Annotated in this window: 15 protein-coding genes; 9 read left to right on the forward strand and 6 right to left on the reverse strand. The window is 57.3% G+C overall.

The window, feature by feature from the left end; translation table 11 throughout:
• Positions 1 to 46: 46 nt before the first annotated feature.
• Genes K4O48_RS13725 through K4O48_RS13735 form a run of 3 tightly spaced genes read right to left on the reverse strand, consistent with a single transcriptional unit; the run spans position 47 to position 3,615 of the window.
• Positions 47 to 1,648 carry an ATP-binding protein gene (locus K4O48_RS13725; protein ID WP_222908965.1) on the reverse strand — a complete coding sequence of 534 codons (1,602 nt, stop codon included), beginning with the start codon at positions 1,646 to 1,648 and terminating at the stop codon, positions 47 to 49.
• Complete coding sequence (locus K4O48_RS13730) at positions 1,645 to 2,367, reverse strand: response regulator (protein WP_222908966.1); 723 nt, start codon at positions 2,365 to 2,367, stop codon at positions 1,645 to 1,647. Before K4O48_RS13730 ends, K4O48_RS13725 begins: the two co-directional genes overlap by 4 nt.
• A 36-nt stretch (positions 2,368 to 2,403) precedes the next feature.
• Positions 2,404 to 3,615 (reverse strand): diguanylate cyclase, encoded by a 1,212-nt coding sequence (locus K4O48_RS13735; RefSeq protein ID WP_222908967.1) that lies wholly within the window; start codon positions 3,613 to 3,615, stop codon positions 2,404 to 2,406.
• 735 nt (positions 3,616 to 4,350) lie between these two features.
• On the opposite strand from K4O48_RS13735, the gene K4O48_RS13740 reads away from it, so the two are divergent.
• The 4 genes from K4O48_RS13740 (at position 4,351) to K4O48_RS13755 (ending at position 10,319) form a co-directional block, all read left to right on the forward strand.
• Complete coding sequence (locus K4O48_RS13740; RefSeq protein WP_222908968.1) at positions 4,351 to 7,245, forward strand: ribonucleoside-diphosphate reductase subunit alpha; 2,895 nt, start codon at positions 4,351 to 4,353, stop codon at positions 7,243 to 7,245.
• Positions 7,246 to 7,707: 462 nt separating this feature from the next.
• Positions 7,708 to 8,958, forward strand: a complete 1,251-nt coding sequence (locus tag K4O48_RS13745) for a ribonucleotide-diphosphate reductase subunit beta (protein ID WP_222908969.1) — start codon at positions 7,708 to 7,710, stop codon at positions 8,956 to 8,958.
• 438 nt (positions 8,959 to 9,396) lie between these two features.
• The gene (locus tag K4O48_RS13750) at positions 9,397 to 9,621 is read left to right on the forward strand and encodes a DUF2188 domain-containing protein (RefSeq protein ID WP_015277493.1); all 225 of its coding nucleotides are present in this window, start codon (positions 9,397 to 9,399) and stop codon (positions 9,619 to 9,621) included.
• A gap of 176 nt (positions 9,622 to 9,797) precedes the next feature.
• Positions 9,798 to 10,319: an REP-associated tyrosine transposase gene (locus tag K4O48_RS13755; protein ID WP_222908970.1), complete on the forward strand. Its 522-nt coding sequence runs from the start codon at positions 9,798 to 9,800 to the stop codon at positions 10,317 to 10,319.
• A gap of 61 nt (positions 10,320 to 10,380) precedes the next feature.
• On the opposite strand, the gene K4O48_RS13760 is transcribed toward K4O48_RS13755, so the two are convergent.
• The gene (locus K4O48_RS13760; protein ID WP_222908971.1) at positions 10,381 to 11,049 is read right to left on the reverse strand and encodes a hypothetical protein; all 669 of its coding nucleotides are present in this window, start codon (positions 11,047 to 11,049) and stop codon (positions 10,381 to 10,383) included.
• 186 nt (positions 11,050 to 11,235) lie between these two features.
• On the opposite strand from K4O48_RS13760, the gene K4O48_RS13765 reads away from it, so the two are divergent.
• The 3 genes from K4O48_RS13765 to K4O48_RS13775 all read left to right on the forward strand — a co-directional run bounded on the left by K4O48_RS13765 (position 11,236) and on the right by K4O48_RS13775 (position 12,885).
• On the forward strand, positions 11,236 to 11,415 hold the full coding sequence (locus tag K4O48_RS13765) for a hypothetical protein (RefSeq protein WP_222908972.1): 180 nt from the start codon (positions 11,236 to 11,238) through the stop codon (positions 11,413 to 11,415).
• A gap of 255 nt (positions 11,416 to 11,670) precedes the next feature.
• Positions 11,671 to 12,174, forward strand: a complete 504-nt coding sequence (locus K4O48_RS13770; RefSeq protein WP_222908973.1) for a hypothetical protein — start codon at positions 11,671 to 11,673, stop codon at positions 12,172 to 12,174.
• Between the two features lie 204 nt (positions 12,175 to 12,378).
• The gene (locus K4O48_RS13775) at positions 12,379 to 12,885 is read left to right on the forward strand and encodes an REP-associated tyrosine transposase (RefSeq protein ID WP_222908974.1); all 507 of its coding nucleotides are present in this window, start codon (positions 12,379 to 12,381) and stop codon (positions 12,883 to 12,885) included.
• A 447-nt stretch (positions 12,886 to 13,332) separates the two neighbouring features.
• On the opposite strand, the gene K4O48_RS13780 is transcribed toward K4O48_RS13775, so the two are convergent.
• Positions 13,333 to 17,775, reverse strand: a complete 4,443-nt coding sequence (locus K4O48_RS13780) for a hypothetical protein (protein WP_222908975.1) — start codon at positions 17,773 to 17,775, stop codon at positions 13,333 to 13,335.
• A 341-nt stretch (positions 17,776 to 18,116) separates the two neighbouring features.
• Positions 18,117 to 19,022, reverse strand: coding sequence for a LysR substrate-binding domain-containing protein (locus K4O48_RS13785; protein WP_222908976.1), 906 nt, complete (start codon positions 19,020 to 19,022; stop codon positions 18,117 to 18,119).
• Between the two features lie 117 nt (positions 19,023 to 19,139).
• On the opposite strand from K4O48_RS13785, the gene K4O48_RS13790 reads away from it, so the two are divergent.
• Together K4O48_RS13790 and K4O48_RS13795 are read left to right on the forward strand one after the other, a co-directional pair.
• Complete coding sequence (locus tag K4O48_RS13790; RefSeq protein WP_222908977.1) at positions 19,140 to 19,880, forward strand: FMN-dependent NADH-azoreductase; 741 nt, start codon at positions 19,140 to 19,142, stop codon at positions 19,878 to 19,880.
• Positions 19,881 to 20,133: 253 nt separating this feature from the next.
• Positions 20,134 to 20,829, forward strand: coding sequence for a GNAT family N-acetyltransferase (locus tag K4O48_RS13795; protein WP_222908978.1), 696 nt, complete (start codon positions 20,134 to 20,136; stop codon positions 20,827 to 20,829).
• Positions 20,830 to 20,995: the final 166 nt, after the last annotated feature.

A 20,995-nucleotide genomic window follows, 5' to 3' on the forward strand; every position in this document is an offset into this window, starting at 1 on the left:
TGTTCGCCCATGAGGCCGACAGCTCCGGTGCGACTGGCTCAGCCCACTACTGCGTATGCTTACGCGGCCAGACCAGGCTGAAGCGCGCACCGCCCAGTTCGCTGTGACCGATCTGCGAGCGGCCGCCGTGCCAGTACGAAATCCGCCGCACGATGGACAACCCCAGCCCGTGCCCGCCAGAGGCGCGGGTGCGGCTGTCGTCGAGACGTAGGAACGGCGCGAAAACCTTTTCCCACGCCTCTTCCGGCACGCCCGGGCCGTCGTCATCCACCGCCAACTCCGCCCGCTCGTTATCGACGATGAAGCTCACCTGCACACGGGTTTCGGCGTGACGCATGGCGTTGGTGATCAGATTGCTCAGGGCCCGGCGCAGGTAATGGGGCTCGGCATCGACCACGCTGCCGGTGTCGTTCGCCGCAACACAGGCGCCCCGTTCGACCCTTACGGTTGGGCGCAGCGGAGCGAGCTCGCCGATGACCTGATCGATCAGCGCGCCGAGGTCCACCGCCTGAAAGGTCAACTCCGGTGATCCGCGCTCCAGGCGCGTGTAGACCAGCATCTCGTCCACCAGACGGTCGAGATCATCGATGTCGCCGTCCATGTCGTCCAGATAGCGCGTTCGGGCCTCTGGTGTCTGCGCCGAACCAGCCATTTCCAGCCCAAAGCGCAACCGGGCCACTGGCGTCCGCAGTTCGTGCGCGACCGCGCTGACCATCTCCCGCTGTACCGCCAGCAGACGCTGCAGGTGGCTGGCCATGCCGTTGAAGGCTTTCGCCAATCGACCGACCGAGTCCGTCCCGGCATCCGGCACCCGCGTTTCCAGATGGCCGGCAGCGATACGCGTGGCGGCGCGCTCAACACCGCGCAAACGCCGCTCCAGCTGTCGCACCAGCAAATAAACCATCAACCCGATCAGCGACAAGCCGAGCACGCCGATCAGCGCGAGCAATTGCGGCGGGTACAAATTGAGCTGGTAGAGCGGCCCCAGCGCCATGATCCAGGCCGTGCCGGAAACCGCCGCGAACACTCGAATGGCTTCGCCACCGCGAACCAGAGCCATCACCGTATCGCCTTCATCCAGACGGCGCCGCTGATCGTCGTCGAGGCTGGCGCTGTCGCGGGTCAACAGGTCCAGCTCATAACCAAACCCGTGCGTCTGCTTGAGCTCGGCCAGCCGCCGGGGTTGTTCGTCTTCCGGGTAGCGGATCAATTCGTCGATAAGCAGGTAAATGGTCGCGCGCGCCAGCTGCTCGCTGAGCTGCTCCACTTCACCGGTCAGGGCCAGGCGGTCTTCTGCGCTGACCAGCGAAAAGACCGTGACGCTGTGCGGCCGCACCTGCTCGACCAGCACCTGGCCGTTGAGCAGGCGTGCTTCCAGGCGGCTCTCCAGGCTGATGTCGTCCAGCGTCCGCACCCGCAGCGGAATGCCCAGCAAGCGACCCCAGAGGTTTGCCGCCTGACGCCGCTCGATCGGCGTCATGCTGCTCATGTTGTAGGCCATCAAGCGGAATGTCCCGCTGGCCAGCGCCTCCCGATGCCGATCCGCCCGGACCTCGTTGAGCAACTGCAAGCCGCCTGCGCCCAGCAACCCAACCAGCACCAGCACAGCGAGCATGCCGCCATAGATGCGCAGGAAGATTGAATTCACTGCAGCGCTTCAGCCGCTTCGGATACGAACAGATAACCCTTGCCGCGCACCGTCTTGATCAGGCGCGGATGATCCGGATCATCGCCGATTTTCGGACGAATCCGCGAAATGCGCACATCAATGGAACGATCCTGGCCGTCGTACTCGATCCCGCGCAGCTCTGCGAAAATCTGCTCGCGCGACATGATGCGGCCGGGGTTGGAGGTCAGCAGCCAGAGGAGGTCGAACTCGGCGCCAGTCAATTCGATGCCTTCGCCCCGCAGCCAGGCTTCGCGCAGTGCATGGTCGACCACCAGCGGGCCGTACTGGATACGCTTGCTGGCTGCCGGCGCCGTCTCGACACCTTCACGTCGACGCAGCAGCGCGCGGATACGCGCCAGCAACACCCGAGGGCGCACCGGCTTGCAAACATAGTCGTCAGCGCCAATTTCAAGGCCGAGCACCTGATCGAGGTCATCGGCGCGGGCGGTGAGCATCAGGATCGGGCCGTCATAACGGTCACGAACCTTGCGGCAGATGCTCAACCCATCCTCACCCGGCAGCATGAGATCGAGCACCACCAGATCGGGGCGCTCGTTGATGATGCGTGCCGCGGCCTGGGCGCCGTCCGCTTCGACAGCAACGTGCAAGCCGTTGCCTTCAAGATATTCCCGCGTCAACTCGGCCAACCGCTGGTCGTCTTCGACAATGAGAATTCGCCAAGCTTCTTGATCCGTCATGCGCCCTCCTTACAGGCCATCGGGCGCATTGTAGCGTCAGGCTGCAGCCACATGGCAGCGGTTGCGACCGCCCCGCTTGGCGGCATACAGAGCTTCATCGGCCTGCCGCATCAAGTCGGCACTGGCCAGTTCGCCAACCGGTCTGGCCACAGCGGCACCAATGCTGACGGTGATGCAAGACTGATCGCCGCCAGCCGCATGCGGAATCGCCAGGGCCTCGATTGCGGCGCGCACTCGCTCCGCCACGCGCCGCGCGGTTGGCAAGTCCGTCTCGGGCAATAGCACGACGAACTCCTCCCCGCCCAACCGAGCCACCAGGTCAATCTTCCGCACCTGTTTGCCGATAATCGCGGCGACCCGCTGTAAACAGACGTCACCCATCGGGTGACCGAACGCATCGTTGTAGGCCTTGAAGTGGTCGATATCGATCATCAGCAGCCCCACCTCATCGCCCGCCGTTCCGGCTTCCCGCCAGGTCGCTTCGAACACCTGCTCGAACCGACGGCGGTTCGCCAGCTGGGTCAGAGGGTCGGTCTGGGAGATATGCGTCAGTGTGAGGTTGTCTTCGCGCATGGCATCAGCGCGCAGCTGCTCACGCAAGAGGAACAGATACGCACGTCGATCGGTCACCTCGAACCTGAGATTCGCGACCAGCGTGAAAACCGCCGTCGCCGTCGCAAGCACCAGGGAAAACAACTGCGCATCAACGCCCAATGTAGAGGAAGACAGTACGTACCCCGCCATCACCAGCAGGCCGGCCACCGAGGCCGCGAGCGCGTACTTGAAGCGCAGCGCGATGACAATGTTCCCGGCCAGTAGAATCAGATCGAAGGAAAACGGGTCGAACATATCGACTGGCGAAGTGGTGATACGGAAAATTTGACCCGAAATCGCCATCGCCACCACCACCAGGCAGGCCATCAGGCCTTCCCTCCACCGAGCCGTTACGCCCCGGTGAATCACCAGCAGGTAGAACAGCCCAATAGGTGTCATCAGGCCCAGACGCAACAGCAGGATTTCAGCGAAATTTACCTGTCGCATCGCGTAATCGCCGATAAGAAACGCATTGAAAATGCACAGGGACACTAACCCAGTAAGCACAAACATCCGCGCCCGTCCTGCGCCGGTATCCGATTCGAACCGCTGCTCCAGGTCCGGACTGAAGCGCAAGCGCTTTCTAAGTAGATTCGACTCGATCTGGTGCAACAGCTCGTCGGTGGTTGGCAGCGTCGTTTCGGATGTATTCATGGCGTGGCTCACGAACGCTCGAATGATATCAGTGAGCCATTATTGCCGAAGTGCCCTGCACTTACCTTTCCTGTTGTCGGAAAGTGGCGCCTGGGCGGGAAAGACAGCCGAAAAACAAACACTACATATAGTGTTGTCAAGTGATTTTGGAAGACTCGCATTTCGTACTCAGCGGGCGACAAACGCGCAAGACCTTGAAGCGTCTGGACCACAGGTGATAACCCACAAATCGCCCACATGTTATCCACAGGTTGTTCATTTTCTCGCACCTTGCGTTAGCCAAGCAGCGCAACTATCGTGTCGATCCGAGCGGGTTAAACCCTATATGTGGGGTTGTATCAGCCATCGAGACACAACCGAGCAAAAAAGCAAGCAAAAAAGATTTCGTGTCAGGTAACGCTTTCGTTACCGCCGTTCGGTCAGTGCGGCAGCCGTGAAAGCCCCGGCCAGCCGAGCCCAACATTGATTTCGCTCAAGCCCACCCGTAGCGCACGCGCCAAGCGCGTCACACTACATGTTGTGTTTTGAGGTTGTGATCTTCACAACGTCTGACTATGCTTCGGCACATTCGATTCGCCGCGTCCCGCGACAGGATCGACCCCTATTAGCGACACCCATGTACCGGTTCGCCGGGGCATGCTTCATGCAATACGACACACGCAATAGAACAAGGCCGCTCACGAAGCAGGCCCAACACCTAACGTGCTACCGAGACAGAGAGAATCCGGAGACCCCATGCAGAACGAGTCCATTCGCGAGAACCCGCACGCCACAGACAGCACGCTGGACCTGGCCGCCACTGCGCCGGGCCAGCTGCGCGTGATCAAGCGCAACGGTACAGTCGTCCCCTACACCGATGACAAGATCACCGTCGCCATCACCAAGGCGTTTCTCGCAGTGGAAGGCAACAGCGCCTCCGCCTCGTCGCGCATCCATGACACCGTCGCCCGCCTGACCGAACAGGTCACCGCCACCTTCAAGCGCCGTATGCCCTCCGGCGGCACCATCCATATCGAAGAAATCCAGGACCAGGTCGAACTGGCCCTGATGCGTTCCGGCGAGCAGAAAGTCGCCCGCGACTACGTGATCTATCGCGAATCCCGCAGCCAGGAGCGCAAGCGCGGCGCAGTCGACGCCCCGGTCGACGCCCACCCGAGCATCCGCATCAAGCGTGCCGACGGCAGCATGGCGCCGCTGGACCTGGGCCGCCTGAACACCATCATCACCGAAGCCTGCGAAGGCCTCGAAGAAGTCGATGGCTCGCTGATCCAGAAAGAAACCCTGAAGAACCTCTACGACGGCGTCGAGCAGACCGACGTCAACACCGCTCTGGTGATGACCGCCCGTACTCTGGTTGAGCGTGAGCCGAACTACTCCTACGTCACCGCCCGCCTGCTGATGGACACCCTGCGCGCCGAGGCTCTGACTTTCCTGGAAGTCGCCGAGTCCGCTACCCATCACGAAATGGCCGACCTCTACGCCAAGGCGCTGCCGGCCTACGTGGACAAAGGCGTGCAGTTCGAACTGCTCGACCCACGCCTGAAGGAATACGACCTGGCCAAGCTGGGCGCCGCGATCAACCACGAGCAGGACCAGCAGTTCACCTACCTCGGCCTGCAGACCCTTTACGACCGCTACTTCATCCACAAGGATGGCGTTCGTTTCGAGCTGCCGCAGATCTTCTTCATGCGCGTCGCCATGGGCCTGGCCATCGAGGAAGAACAGCGCGAAGCCCGCGCCATCGAGTTCTACAACCTGTTGTCGTCCTTCGACTACATGGCCTCCACGCCAACCCTGTTCAACGCCGGCACCCTGCGTCCGCAGCTGTCCTCTTGCTACCTGACCACCGTGCCGGACGACCTGGGCGGTATCTACGACGCCATCCGCGATAACGCCCTGCTCTCCAAGTTCGCTGGCGGCCTGGGCAACGACTGGACTCCGGTGCGCGCACTGGGCGCCTACATCAAGGGCACCAACGGCAAATCCCAGGGCGTCGTGCCCTTCCTGAAAGTGGTCAACGACACCGCCGTCGCGGTCAACCAGGGCGGCAAGCGCAAGGGCGCGGTCTGCGCGTATCTCGAAACCTGGCACCTGGACATCGAGGAATTCCTCGAGCTGCGCAAGAACACCGGTGACGACCGTCGCCGTACCCACGACATGAACACCGCCAACTGGATTCCGGACCTGTTCATGAAGCGCGTCTTCGATGACGGCAAGTGGACCCTGTTCTCGCCAAGCGAAGTACCCGACCTGCACGACCTCACCGGCAAGGCCTTCGAGGAGCGCTACGAGTACTACGAAGCCCTGATCGAATACGGCAAGATCAAGAACTACAAGACCCTGCAGGCCAAAGACCTGTGGCGCAAGATGCTCTCCATGCTGTTCGAAACCGGCCACCCATGGCTGACCTTCAAGGACCCGTGCAACCTGCGCAGCCCGCAGCAGCACGTCGGCGTGGTGCACAGCTCCAACCTCTGCACCGAGATCACGCTGAACACCAACAAAGACGAGATCGCCGTCTGCAACCTGGGCTCGATCAACCTGCCGCGCCACATCGTCGACGGCAAGCTCGACACCGCCAAGCTGGAGCGCACCGTGCGCACCGCCGTGCGGATGCTCGATAACGTTATCGACATCAACTACTACTCGGTGCCGCAGGCGCGCAACTCCAACCTCAAGCACCGCCCGGTGGGCCTGGGCATCATGGGCTTCCAGGACGCGCTGTACCTGCAGCACATCCCGTACGGCTCAGATGCCGCCATCGACTTCGCCGACAAGTCCATGGAAGCGGTCAGCTACTTCGCCATCCAGGCCTCCTGTGACCTGGCCGACGAGCGCGGCGCCTACGAAACCTTCCAGGGTTCGTTGTGGAGCCAGGGCGTGCTACCGCTGGATTCCCAGCAGATCCTCATCGAAGCGCGTGGCCAGAAGTATATCGACGTCGACCTGACCGAGTCCCTGGATTGGGCCCCGGTGCGTGCCCGCGTCAAGAACGGCATCCGTAACTCGAACATCATGGCCATCGCACCGACCGCGACCATCGCCAACATCACCGGCGTATCGCAGTCCATCGAGCCGACCTACCAGAACCTATACGTGAAATCGAACCTCTCGGGCGAATTCACCGTGATCAACCCCTACCTGGTTCGCGACCTCAAGGCACGCGGCCTGTGGGACGCGGTCATGATCAACGACCTCAAGTACTACGACGGTTCCGTGCAGCAGATCGAGCGCATCCCGCAGGAGTTGAAAGACCTCTACGCGACCGCCTTCGAAGTGGAAACCAAGTGGATCGTCGACGCCGCCAGCCGCCGCCAGAAGTGGATCGACCAGGCCCAGTCGCTGAACCTCTACATCGCCGGCGCCAGCGGCAAGAAGCTGGACGTGACCTACCGCATGGCCTGGTACCGTGGTCTGAAAACCACCTACTACCTCCGTGCCCTGGCCGCGACCAGCACCGAGAAGTCCACCGTCAACACCGGCAAGCTCAACGCCGTGTCCAGCGGTGGCAACGGCAGCGCCAGCCCTGCTCCGGCCAAAGCTGCGCCAGCGCCAGAAATGGCAGCCGGCCCGGCACCGGTCCCAAAAGCGTGTGCGATTGATGAACCAGACTGCGAAGCCTGCCAATGAGGAGCCTGGCTGACGCACGAATCTGAGCGGACCGCGCGTTGTTGTCCGCCAAGCCGGCCCCCATCACGTACAGCTGTACGCTCAGGGGCTCCGGCTTGGCAGACGCCTAGCGCTGCCTCGCTCAGCTTCGCGCTCACACCGAGTGGCTGCGTTCGCTTTGATCTTCGTAGGAGCGAGCTTGCTCGCGAAGCGCTATCCGCCAACTCATCACCCGAGTTAGCGCATAGCCCGACGCCACCTCAAATCCAGTCCCCTCGCCCCTCCGGGGAGAGGGCTAGGGTGAGGGGCAGCCCACCAGACAACACCAAGGCCGGGCCCAACCCCCGACCTGTTACAGAACACCAAGGGCGCAGGGCACCACCACCCTCCTCCCCAAACAAAACACCCGCTTTTGCGTGCAAACCAAAAGCCACCAGACATTTTCGACCGGCCACGACCGGTCCCCAATCAGGAGAAACCGCCATGCTGAGCTGGGACGAATTCGACGAAGAAGACTCCACCACCGCTGCGCCTGCAGCCCCTCAAGCCGCTGCCGCCGCAACCGAGGCCCCCGCCAAACTCGACAAGGACGCCGCAGGCTCCGTCGAAGAAGCCCGCGCCGTAGCCGCTGACGACTCCGCGGCCGTGGCCCGCGCCAAGAAAGCCCTGGACGACCTCGACATCCAGGAAGGCTTGGATGAACTCGAAGGCGAATCCGCCCGCGTTCACGTCGGCGACAAGCAGATGATCAACGCCCGTGCCGACCTCAACCAGCTCGTACCCTTCAAGTACGACTGGGCCTGGCAGAAGTATCTGGACGGTTGCGCCAACCACTGGATGCCGCAGGAAGTGAACATGAACGCCGACATCGCCCTGTGGAAGACACCGGACGGTCTCTCCGAGGACGAGCGCCGCATCGTCAAGCGCAACCTCGGCTTCTTCTCCACCGCCGACAGCCTGGTCGCCAACAACCTCGTGCTGGCCGTGTACCGCCTAATCACGAACCCCGAGTGCCGCCAGTACATCCTGCGCCAGGCCTTCGAAGAGGCGATCCACACCCACGCCTACCAGTACTGCATCGAATCGCTGGGCATGGATGAAGGTGAGATCTTCAACATGTACCACGAGATCCCAAGCGTCGCGAAGAAGGCCTCCTGGGGCCTCAAATACACCCGCTCCATCTCCGACCCGACCTTCCAGACCGGCACCGTCGAAACGGACAAAGAATTCCTGCGCAACCTCATCGCCTACTACTGCGTCCTGGAAGGCATCTTCTTCTACTGCGGCTTCACCCAGATCCTCTCCATGGGCCGCCGCAACAAGATGACCGGCACCGCCGAGCAGTTCCAATACATCCTGCGCGACGAGTCCATGCACCTGAACTTCGGCATCGACGTGATCAACCAGATCAAGATCGAAAACCCACACCTGTGGGACGCCGCCATGAAGGACGAAGCGACCCAGATGATCCTTCAGGGTACGCAGCTCGAAATCGAATATGCCCGCGACACCATGCCCCGCGGCGTCCTCGGCATGAACGCCTCGATGATGGAGGACTACCTCAAGTTCATCGCCAACCGCCGCCTGACGCAGATCGGGTTGAAGGAAGAGTATCCAGGCACCACCAACCCGTTCCCGTGGATGAGCGAGATCATGGATTTGAAGAAGGAGAAGAACTTCTTTGAGACGCGGGTGATTGAGTATCAGACGGGTGGGGCTTTGAGCTGGGATTGATCAAAAATCGCGTAGCGCAAGGACGCGCTGACTATCGAAAAATAGCGATTTCGAGGATGTAAAACAAGAAACCCACGGAAGCCTTCCTAGGGGCCGCCGTGGGTCTTGACCGTGTTTGAAAGCGAAGCCTGCAAGCACGGGCCGCGACTGAAGATTGGGCCTCAATCACGTAGCATTTGAGCAAATGCGCTGCGTGATTATGGTCATTCAACGGGTGGTGTCAACGACTTCGGACAAGAGGTATTCGCCATGAGCGGAACCCCAACTCCACCGCCAGGCTACAGAGCTGTGTTCTGTATGACCTTCAAACATTGGCGGAGCGGTAAAGATGTACGCCGCAAAGACGGGCGCCCTTTCTGCTTCTTCGTGAAGCAGTAGCCCAAGCAGAGAGGCGGTGTAAACCGCCTCTCTCTACCATAGTCACACAGAGGTATTTACATGACACGCAAGAACCAACATGTTGTTCCGCATGATGATAAATGGGCTGTTCGAGGCGCTGGCAACAGTAAAGTTACCAAACAGTTCGATACCCAACGAGAAGCTATCGAGCACGCACGAGGCATTGCGACCAACCAGCAAAGCGAGGTCTTGGTCCACAACAAGCAAGGTCAAATTCGCGAGCGGAACAGCTACGGAAACGACCCATTTCCTCCAAAGGGATGACCCTAAGCCAGCGAGGTAGCCTGGAAGTGACGCGTGGAAAAGGCTTCGCCGTTTTCCACCCTACGCAACGTCGAGGCGTCGGTGGAATGGGTGGTTGAGACGGCGTAGGGTGGATAACGCTTTTCTTATCCACCAATACGATCTTCCGCCAACATCAAGCTCAAGGATGAGCCCACATGTCCCACTACCGCCGCGCCCGTGTGCCGGGCGCCACGTATTTCTTCACCGTCAATCTGTTCAACCGTCGCAGCGATCTGCTGGTCCGCCATATCGACCTGCTACGCGAGCCGGTGCGAGCCACACGCTCACGCCATCCCCTCCATATCGACGCCTGGGTCGTTCTGCCCGATCACATGCATTGCGTCTGGACGCTCCCGGATGGCGACGCTGACTTCGCCCTGCGCTGGAAAGTCATCAAATTTGCGTTTGCCCGGCGACTGCCGAAGACGGAGGTGCTTACAACGACCCAACGCTCTCGCGGCGAACGGGGTATCTGGCAACGGCGTTACTGGGAGCATCTGATTCAAGATGAACGCGATTATCGGCATCACGTCGATTACGTTCACCTGAATCCGTTGAAACACGGATTGGTGGAGCGCATCGCCGATTGGCCCTACTCCAGCTTTCATCGGGCGGTCCGGGCTGGTGTCTACCCGGTTGACTGGTGCGGTGATGAAACCAGGGGGATTAGTAGATGATGCGGGCAGACGCGTGGAAATGAATTGCCACATCCTCCTACGATTGCACTATACATATGCATCATCCCTCATTATTTCTTAGTGAGTCGATATAAGCCCCAGCCTTCGCATAATCACCGCCGGCAAAAACCATAATATGAGCAACCAGCATGGTGTATTCATGGAAAAATTTCGGCTTCTCTCTTGCCAGTCTTGTACACGTTTCCGTTTTAAGGCTTTTTATAAAGCCATTATTCGCTTTAATTTTTTCTAGAACGTCTATTGAAGAGCGTCTTGCTGACCAACTATCTTTAGACGACATAACTTCTATTTTATATCTTATAATCGCCGACTCGTATGCAATCGGACAAAATTCTTTAGCGCTAACTCTGTCTATTGCCTCAACCATCCCTCTGAGACCAGAGTCATATTCCCTCGCATCTATCAGGAGATTAGAGGCCGAGGTCATAACTAAATAGCAACGTACTGAATCGTCCGTGCACTTATTTTTCATCACATGATCTATAAGCTCCTGATTTTTACTTGAACCCTCGCGAAGGCTTAACAAATTTATGCGTTCATGTTCGTTAAGACCCTCCATGCGAGCATAGAAATAGCTTGAGCCCCACATATCCTGCAATATCCAGCGCGACTCTCGCTCACCAATAGCGATCACAGAATTTCCATAGACCCAAAACGATGCAAAAGAAGCAATTAAAATCCCGCTGAGCACCAGAAACCTGATCTTCATCCTACACACCATATTTAAATAAGCACTTCTTCCAGCTTTGAAATTTCACTCTTGTAATCTGACCCTTTGCCCAGCGTTTCGTTTTTCCGAAACGGACTCGAGAAATAATCTATCACTGGCCTCATTGTGGTCTCCGGTCGGTTTACCGAAGATGCGAAGGCCTTCACGCAGGGCAGGAATTCGCAATTGATCGAAAGCGCCGAGCTGAACAACATGAATTTTGAAAGCCGCAGCAAAAAGGGGACAGGTTTATTTTCTGATGCCGGCTCGCAGCTCGGCGTCCCCCACCAGCTTACCTCGGTCCTGCCGACAGGTTTCGCCTTGCACGGCGAGTCACTTTTTCTTGTCTGGCCAAGAGCGAGGTAGCCTGGAAGTGACGCGTGGAAAAGGCTTCGCCGTTTTCCACCCCACCTTCGGTAACGTCGATGCGTCGGCGGTTCGGGCGGTTGAGATGGCGTAGGGTGAATAACGCTTTGCTTATCCACCGATACGAAATCACCGCCAACACCAAGCTCAAGGATGAGCCGACATGTCTCGGTACCGCCCTCGCCCAAGCGACAGCTCACGGCTGACCTGCGTTACCGCCACACGCTTTAATTTTTCTAACGGCAAGGATCGCGCATGTTTCACATCGTTCTGCGCTACAGATACTGGGCTTTTTATATCATCGTCATAGCGATTGCTCTTAAATACTGCTCTGCCATGACTGACTCATATTTGCTAAAGCGATTCCCAGCAGGATTAGCAGACGGCGGTATCATCCTGAGTGAACGTCCATTTTTTGGGTATTGCGGCGTAGCGATAGTAGAGTTAGATGACAACACTTTGATGGGAATTAGAAAAAACGGGGTGATCTTCCTGAACGAGCGCCGCCAGGCGAGTCATGGTGACAAACATTCCCTAACTTTTAGTGAATGGAGCGAGACACCCCCACCGCACAATTGGACATCAGAAGGTACCGACTCCTGGCTATCTTGTGATGGAAGTTCGTACGACAAAATCAAGAACGAATTTCCTCAGATAACCAAACTAATCATGACATCCGGTTCCTTCTATACAAGCAACGACCATAACAGGCTGGTTCTATTCCCAGCACTCAAGATTGCCATTCTTACCAACTTCTAATATCAATCAGTCTGAAGATCGCAATGAAAAATGCGCAAAGAGGCAGCCTGTAAATAGCGCGTGGAAAAGGCTTCGCCGTTTTCCACCCTACGCTCTGGCAACGTCGATGCGTCGGCGGTGTAGACGGGTGAGATGGCGTAGGGTGGATAACGCTTTTCTTATCCACCGAAACTACAGCCAACACCCCGCTCAAGGATGAGCCGCATGTCTCGATACCGCCGCGCCCAGGTGCCGGGTGGCACCTATTTCTTCACGGTCAATTTGCGTAACCGCCGAAGCGATCTTCTAGTCCGTCACATTGACCTTCTCCGCGAAACGGTCCGCGCCACGCGTTTGCGCCACCCGTTCCATATCGATGCCTGGGTGGTCCTGCCGGATCACATGCATTGCGTCTGGACGCTACCTGATGGCGACGCTGATTTCGCTTTGCGCTGGAAGGTCATCAAGTTTGCGTTTGCAAGGCGGCTCCCGAAAACGGAGGTGCTGACGGCAACCCAACGATCCCGTGGTGAGCGAGGGATATGGCAACGACGCTATTGGGAACATCTGATTCGTGACGAACGCGATTACCGCCACCACGTCGATTATGTTCACCTCAACCCGCTGAAACATGGGTGGGTTACTCGCGTCGCCGATTGGCCTTACTCAAGTTTCCATCGCGCCGTCACAGCTGGCCTTTATCCCTCCGACTGGGGCGGCGAGGCGAGATAGCTGGGAAGCGAGCAGCCTGGAAGTGACGCGTGGAAAAGGCTTCGCCGTTTTCCACCCTACGGATCCGGGGCGCTACCTGTATTAGGCAGTACCTCATTCACCCGCTCGGTAGCGCCATCAACCGATCTCTCCATTCAAGCTCTCGCATACAACCGAAGCACTCCTCGGGCTTGGGCAGCTTCCCGATGAACGCTGCAATGCTCAGGGGAAACATGGGCGTTAATAAGATCGCCTTTTCCGCCGTGAGCAGGCTATCGAAAAGAAGCTATCCACCGAGGGACAGCTTCGACTCCTATCCACGGCCTATCGCCACATGCGGCGGCAGCCCTACCGTAAAGCAACATGGCTCAGGTCGTGGTCATGCAACGGCCCGGGCTGCAACTCCTCAGGAAGCTTCGTCTTCTACAACGTCCGACGCATGCGCGGCGCTATCGGATAGCACTTAATTCAAAGCGCCCCAATTTTCTGCAAGTACTTCTCAAGCTTATTGGCTTCGTTGTAAGAATCCCCTCGATCCCATATCTGATCTATTCGAGCCGCCAATTTCAGATTTTTGCCGTTATCGGTCATGTTCGCGACCATCACCAGCTGGTTATAGATGTGACGCATATCGCCGCCATAGCCCGGGCCCATCGAATGCCACTCACCATTTTTGGTGAAGTAGACAACGTCATCCACTACGCGGATCGACGCGGCATCGACCTTGTCCATGTCTTCCTTGAACTCATCCTGATCCTGGTTAGGCACCCGCATAAGACCCGCTTCTCCATCCGGGGTCTTATCCGCCCAGGTTCGTGGCTTCGGTGGGTCCATGTAGGCCTTCATCCTGCCCAGATCGTTGTAGTCATCAGTCGCCCCGAGCACCCGATCCATCTCCGTCGCCCGCGCCTTATAGTCCTCCCTCGTCGGGTCGGCTATATCGTGCAATCCTTTCAGATAGCGAATGATTTCCGTATTGGTATCGTTTGTATCGGATATTCTTTGCTTAATGCCATCTTTAACAAAAACGACTGATCGCCCATCATCAGATATGGCAATAGTCCCCACATCCACTCTATCAATATCCTCAATAAAATCGCTCGACGTACCAACTTCGTTATGATTCACACTGCCACGTTCATTATACGTGGTGCCAAATGTAGCGGGCTCCTCACCGTATTCCTTCGGAAATTTCTCCACGAGGTGCTCACGAAGCGTCTCGATACCATTATAGTCATCGCCCTTATTGTGCAGATCTGTAACTTCCTTGGCGATTTTTTTATCTATATTTTTACCGTCAGGGCGAATCAGATTGTGCAAGTCACGCAAGTAGGTATATATGTCCTTAGCATTGTCGCCATCCAGAATTCCGTGATTCTCCGTATCCAACATCCACTCTTTACCATCCTTAACAAAATAGATAACGCTACTGTCCTCTGGATCCAGCCTTATCGTATCGACGTCGACACGGTCAATGTCTAGCTTGAACTCAAAATAGTTTCCGGGTTTTGTGTCATCTTTACCCATCATGTGGACAAAGTCGTCACCCAAAACACGCCTTAACTCTTCAATCTCGTTGTATCTATCGGATTCATTGTGCAGGTCTGTAATGCGCTTAATAATCTTTTCATCTCGCTTGCCTCCCGGATGCGCCAGTTCGTACAGGTCTGTCAGGTAACCAACAATCTCCTGATTAAGCCCGGACTCGTTAGTCCCTATTACGGGATCGATAATTTGCTTGACCCCGTCCTTGACGAAAATAACCCTACCATCCTCCAGCAACTCGATAGACCCGACATCAACGCGATCCACATCCATTTTGAATTCTTCAAAATTACCGGTGCCATCTTGATCTCCAAAACGCGGCAAACCGCTTTCATCACCGTCACTATCTCGATTGATGACCACGCCGTTTGCTCTGTCCCAGTGATCAAACCATTCTTCAGAGGAGAGATTGTCATTTTTTTTGAGGTGTTCAGTAAAATCTTCATACTGCTCCGGCCGGGCTTCCCACACAGGGATGTCAGCCGGAAATGCATCAAAGTAAGACTCTGAACCGTAGGCGTAATAATAGGCATAACGGGCGTTTTGAGTGTAATTGAGCTTATCCCCCCAATCATCTTCGGTGATGCCCAACGCACTCCAATTATTGAACTGCTCGGCTCGTTTGTTAAGCTCTTGCCCTCTCTTTTGGCTGGCAACTTCACGGGCAATGATTCCTGCGATCACCCCAAAACCGATGCCGATGATGCCTAAAACACCCGAAGCGATGCTAAGGCCCGCGGCAAGTGCGGGGCCTGCAATCAAAGACGCCAAACTGGTGGTGGCCATTGCAGCGATAGAGGCCCCTCCCAGCACTTGCATTGACTTTTCAGCGAACTCCAGCGAGGTGCCGCCGTTCTTGATCAGCTTGTCAATTCCCATCGCGCCCAGAGCCAAATCGAGGAAACCGCCTGCTGTATCGGCCACAATACCGACCGGCCCCAGGATGGTGCCCACGAGCCTCAGTTTGCTGGGGATATCCATGCCCTTCGGATCAAGCCGCATCTCATTGATGGTGTTATCAAGCCATGAATCGAGAAAAGCACGGCTTTTTTGATCTAGGGCGTCGACGGCGGCCAAATCGAGCCTTGATGTTCGCGACTCGGCCGCATCAAGACGGAGGTCGGTTTCCGCCATTATCTGATCAAACTCTAGAAACGAATTCTTCAACCACTTTTTAGTCTCACTGTCCAAGTCGGCGCTACTTATAAAGTCGACTTTATCTGCAGCTACCCCATCAAACCAGTTTGTTATATCAGCCAGGTCTACCGTTGAATTAGGACTGTATGAGACCACCGACCGATAGTCGTCAGCGTTGTACAACCCCTTAATGGATGCATCGTCGTCAGCCACCATAGGAGCCGAGCCCGGGAACCGTTTCTCAAAGATCTCGCGCAGCTGCGTATTATCGCCAAACCCAAGTAAGTCCCTCACGCCTGGTTTATTGAATACCGCACCGAATATATCCAGGGCATTACCAACCAAGGCGGGGGATGTCGCAATAGTGATCATGAACAAACGCGCGGCTGCCATGCGATCTTCAACCGTTTCGCCTTTGTTCTTCGAAAGATTATAGATGGCCGCCGTTGTAACCAACATCCCGCCCATGGCCGGGATTACCCCTCGACTCATCGCCGCATGAATAAGCGCGGCCGCACCACGACGCGTACTTAATCCATCCGGATTGTTCGAGGTGAGAAAGTTGGACAGTCGCGAGGATATATCCTTTATGTCAAAGGTCCCTTTTGCCTTGACAGACTGATACATCTCGTTGCTCAGTATTTTAACCGCCTCTTTATAGCTATCGAGGCTGCGCTTGATGTCCTCGGAGAGATTTCCGCCACCCTTACCACTCAGGTAGCCTTGAACTGACCTGTCAGCGAAGGTAATACCAAAGAGCGCAGACCAGGTGCTCGACAGCCCAAGGGTTACGGTATCCGTTACCGCCGCCTTTAATGATTCGTCGGAGTAGCTGCCATTTTCAATCATCTCGGCGACATCATTAACTATATCGACGTCGACCTCGACGCCACTTCCCAACTCGATGGAGAGCTTGCTAAAAACTTCGTCGGCCTTATCTTCATCCAGCATTTGCAACGATTTAAAATCATTGGCAAACCGCACGTTGGCGGCTTGCGGGTCCATGCCTTTCAGCATGTTCACGTAGTCATCGCTCATCATGCTGTTGTATATCTTGTTGGTCAGGCCGTTCTTGTCAACGATTTTATCTACGGCATCTTCCATTAACTTGTCGAGGCCGTTTTTCACGATGTCATTATCGGACAAAGCTGCCAGCTTCTTGTAAATCTCTTCCTCCTTCAATAAGCCGTATATGTTGGCGTTATGCATAACAACGCCATCTCTGTCTACTGTTTCACTATACCAATATTTTGCTTTTGTTATGGCTGGCTTATATACGTAGCCCGTTTCCAGAGCTGTCTTTGCCTGAAGCAGTTCATAATATTGACGCCGCGGATCGCTCATATCGAGCTTGCCCCACTCTTCCTCCATCTTGTCCTGAAATAGCTCGCCAACCGTCTTCCCGTCTTCCGTGGTCTTGGCATTCATGAAATCCGTTGCTTCGGAATCTGGAACATCGACTTTGATGTCATTGTCCGTTCGACGAATATCACTACCAACTACCTTATTTTCCATAACTGAATACTTAAAGGGCGTCAGGTGCACCGATACGGCGTAAGTCTTTCCGTCGTATTCATAGGTATAGGTCGTATCGTCGACCCTGGTGGGTTTAAGCTTACCCATTGGGGGTAATTCATCGTCCTCTTCGACTACTATCCACTCTTTTTCTTTGGCCTTCGCCCGAAACTCCTCCTCTGTTGCCGGGCTCTTGGATCCATCGCTCGGCGTGCCTTCGTCCATCTTCGCCTTGGCGGTCTTGAAGAGTTCGGGGTGGTAATCGGGGTGTAGCAGCACCTCCTTGCCATCCTTGGTCTTGACCCTCAGCATCCCGTCCCATAGCAGCAACGAGTCACCCGACGGCGATAGCCAGCGATCCGAGACACTCTCGATATCGTCCTTGCCCAGCTTCATGTCCGGGTCGGCCAGCTCGGGCTTGCCTTCCAGATAGGGCCCGCGTTGCTTCTTGTATTCGTCGAGCGAAGGTTTCTTTTCTTCCGGCGTGTTGTTGGTGACCCGGGCTTGGGCCAGGCCGATGATTGTTTCGAATATTTCGACCAGGCCTGCCTGGGTATTGTTTTTTTCGACTTTCATTCGAATGCCCTCGATGCCTGCATGAAGTTCGGGACGGTACGAGCCAAGCTCGACCAGCCCTTTCAGCGGCGTCGACGGGGGATGATTCATCCGACCTGACGCCGTTGCGGGTTGATCTGGAACGATCAGCCAAATCACGGCGCGTACAACTGAAACGTGCGCTTAACAGGATTGAAACGCTGCCTTTATCAGCACTCAACAATCGAGGCGTTTAATCCACAACGTTTCACAACCGGCAACCTGTCCGGGGCGTGGCGCCTGTTGCCGGGGGTGCCGAACCGCGTGGGCAGCGTTAGTGGGCTGGCGCTCGTCGAAGTCGGTTAGAGCGATCGCGGCAGCGAGCATTGAGCATTGAGCATTGAGCGTGAAGCATTCAAGCCGGGGGAAGATCGGATTCTTCGGATCGCGAGGTGTTGGTGAGTAGCGCGTGGAAAAGGCTTCGCCGTTTTCCACCCTACGGCTGCGTGGCGCGACTGGTATCAGTTAGTCATCTCACACAACCCACCCGGCACCGCCATCACCCAATCCTTCACAGCCAGAACGGTCGGGTCATCCTTCCGCCCCTCCGGATACACGAGATGAAATGGCTTGCCCTCCATCTCCGGCCCGAACGGCTGCACCAACCGCCCCTTCCTCAACTCATCCTCAATCAGCTGACGGCTCATCAACGCCACGCCTTGCCCGTCAATGGCGGCTGAAATGGCGTGGGTTTCATCGGAGAAAACCAAGCCGGCACTGACGTCCAACCACGGCACCTTGGCCAGCTTCTGCCACGCCGCCCAATGAATCGGGGCGGAAGCTGCGCCCTGGGCGCGAAAGTGGATGAGCGAGTGCTTGGGCAGATCGGCTGGATCATGCAAGCCAAGGTGAGGGCTGCAGGTCGGTACGAAGGTATTGTCGAACAGCTTCTCCGCCACCAGCCCAGGCCAACGGCCATCGCCATAGCGAATGGCGACATCTGCCGTGACGCCATCCAGCGCGACCGGCTCATGAGAGGTGTGGAAGCGCAGATCAATATTCGGATGAGAGTCGCGCAGCATGCACACCCAGGGCACCAGCCAGCGCACCGCGATGGCCGGTGTCGTGCTGAGCGTGATCGCCTGGCGACACGGCCCGGCGCTGAGGCGACTCACCGTTGTGGCAATGGTGTCGAACGCGGTCTCCAGCACCTGTTGCAGTTCGCGCCCGGGGTCAGTCAGCTGCAGCTTGCGGGGCTTGCGCAGAAACAGCGCCACGCCGAGGGATTCTTCCAGCAATCGAATCTGGTGGCTGATGGCCGTGGCGGTGACGGACAGCTCTTCAGCTGCCTGCTTGGCGCTCTCATGGCGGGCGGCCGCTTCGAAGGCGCGCAGTGCAGAAAGCGAGGGTAATCGGCGGTGCGCCATGGCTGAGTTTTCCTCATCTGTATCTGGAAATAATCATCGTTTGTGGCTCACAGAGCCTAGACCTAGCCTGGGTCTACCGCGAATGACAGATGAATTCATTCACAGAGGAGACCCACCATGACGCACCTATTACACCTCGACGCCAGCGCCCGCCCCGGTCTTGCGGGCAAAGACGCACACGGCTCCCACAGTCGGCATCTCAGTCAGCGTTTCGTCAGCCAATGGCGGGCCCGCCGCCCGCAGGACAGCGTGACCTATCGGGACATCGGCCAGAACCCACCCTCATTCGTCGACCATGACTGGATCGCCTCGGCCTTCACGCCGCAGGAACGTCAGGAGCCGTGGATGACGGATGCACTGGCCGAAAGCAACCAGCTGGTTGATGAGCTGATCGCCGCCGATGTGCTGGTCATCGGCACGCCGCTCTACAACTTCGGTATGCCGGCGGCGCTCAAGGCCTGGATCGATCAGGTGGTGCGCCTCGGCCGCACGGTTGGCATCGACGAGTCTCGACTTCCCGACGACCCGTATCTGCCGATGCTGGAAGATCGGCCGCGGCACGCGGTCATCCTCACCGCCCGGGGCGGCATTGGCTTTGGCCCTGGCGGCGAGATGGCGCACATGAACCATCTGGAGCCCAACCTGGTAACGGCGCTCAACTTCATCGGGGTCACTCGCATTCACCAGATCGCAATCGAAGGCCAGGAGACGGGCGGCGAAGTGTTGGCCGCCTCGGTGGCCCAGGCACTACGTCAGGTTGATGTGTTGGTAGGCGAGGTTCAGGGAGCGCTTGGATCAAATCTTCAGCCCGTCTTCACCCAACACGCCTCTGCTGCAGCCCCGGCACCGGCTTCGTGAATACGCACTAATGGGCTGTCCTTAATCAGCATGGGCTGACTTCTTCTGGTGGTTGGTTTACTGCACCCAATGGAAGCTGATGCGCCCAGCGACAGACCCGCCTATAGACTGCCAACAACCCTCGGTCGCCCCGCAACCAGGCTTCCACGCTAAGCGTGGGAGCCTTCATACGCTGATCACCCGCACTGGCACTCGCCGGGTGCGCAACGCCCGGTACAATGCCGCCTTGCCGCACCGCCCGGAGCCTTTGCCAATGTTTACCCTCACTCACCTGAACACCCCACCGCCCGAATCGATGAAAAACCAGGTGTTGCAGATGGTGGTGGATTACCTCAGCGACATCAGCGCGGTATCGCTCCCGCCGAGCAACCCGCTGTATCAGCTGTATCAGTACGTGGTGGGCTTGGAGGTGCATCGTTATCTGGACAGCATGGACGGTGCGCAGGCAGGCAAGCCCGAGCTGATCATGGCGTTGGATGCTGACGATCCGGCTAGCCTGCTCGGCTTTGCGCTGTACTTGCCCTATGTAGATGATCCCGACGCCTGCTCGCTGTTGTATCTGGCCGTACAGGACAGCCATCGCCGACAAGGCATCGGGCGGGCTATGGTCGAGGCGATGCTGGCGCGTTACGCACATGCGGAAGTGGCCTGCGTTGCCGGAAAAGTACCTTACTTCGAAGCGTTGGGCTTTCTCCCTGTGGCAGCGCGCGGCCCGCAAGTGGTGATGAACATCCGAAGCCAACCATCGGACGGCGCTCTGGCGGTGCAGGATCTGGAGCCGATCTTCCAGTCCGAGGAAGTCCGGCAGATTCATACGTACCTGGTCAAACAACACGGCACGGAAGCCATGAGCGACGCAGAGAAAGCTCGGGACCACCGGCTCGATGAATTAGCCCAGCAGGCAGCGCATCTGATCCAGACGAGCTCGACGGCGAAGCGCTTGCACTAAGCGCTTTGCGCCAACTCGATGAACCGCAACACCGTCCGTCCTGTGCTGCTCCGAAAGCGTGATCTGCACCACTAAAACTACCCCGAGAACTTGCCCACAACCGTTGTGAGGTTAAGGTGCGCGCGCTGGCAATTTGCTGCCATCCCTCTGCCAAACACTCAGGAAC

The sequence above is a fragment of the Pseudomonas sp. DNDY-54 genome, from assembly GCF_019880365.1.
GTDB classification, from domain to species: Bacteria; Pseudomonadota; Gammaproteobacteria; order Pseudomonadales; family Pseudomonadaceae; genus Stutzerimonas; species Stutzerimonas stutzeri_P.

Excerpts from the sequence above, each read along its gene's own strand:
- K4O48_RS13775 (WP_222908974.1), top strand. The coding sequence starts at position 12,379 with ATGTCTCGATACCGCCGCGCCCAGGTGCCGGGTGGCACCTATTTCTTC.
- K4O48_RS13750 (WP_015277493.1), top strand. The coding sequence starts at position 9,397 with ATGACACGCAAGAACCAACATGTTGTTCCGCATGATGATAAATGGGCT.
- K4O48_RS13790 (WP_222908977.1), top strand. The coding sequence starts at position 19,140 with ATGACGCACCTATTACACCTCGACGCCAGCGCCCGCCCCGGTCTTGCG.
- K4O48_RS13745 (WP_222908969.1), top strand. The coding sequence starts at position 7,708 with ATGCTGAGCTGGGACGAATTCGACGAAGAAGACTCCACCACCGCTGCG.
- K4O48_RS13785 (WP_222908976.1), bottom strand. The coding sequence starts at position 19,022 with ATGGCGCACCGCCGATTACCCTCGCTTTCTGCACTGCGCGCCTTCGAA.
- K4O48_RS13795 (WP_222908978.1), top strand. The coding sequence starts at position 20,134 with ATGTTTACCCTCACTCACCTGAACACCCCACCGCCCGAATCGATGAAA.
- K4O48_RS13730 (WP_222908966.1), bottom strand. The coding sequence starts at position 2,367 with ATGACGGATCAAGAAGCTTGGCGAATTCTCATTGTCGAAGACGACCAG.
- K4O48_RS13760 (WP_222908971.1), bottom strand. The coding sequence starts at position 11,049 with ATGAAGATCAGGTTTCTGGTGCTCAGCGGGATTTTAATTGCTTCTTTT.
- K4O48_RS13740 (WP_222908968.1), top strand. The coding sequence starts at position 4,351 with ATGCAGAACGAGTCCATTCGCGAGAACCCGCACGCCACAGACAGCACG.
- K4O48_RS13755 (WP_222908970.1), top strand. The coding sequence starts at position 9,798 with ATGTCCCACTACCGCCGCGCCCGTGTGCCGGGCGCCACGTATTTCTTC.
- K4O48_RS13735 (WP_222908967.1), bottom strand. The coding sequence starts at position 3,615 with ATGAATACATCCGAAACGACGCTGCCAACCACCGACGAGCTGTTGCAC.
- K4O48_RS13770 (WP_222908973.1), top strand. The coding sequence starts at position 11,671 with ATGTTTCACATCGTTCTGCGCTACAGATACTGGGCTTTTTATATCATC.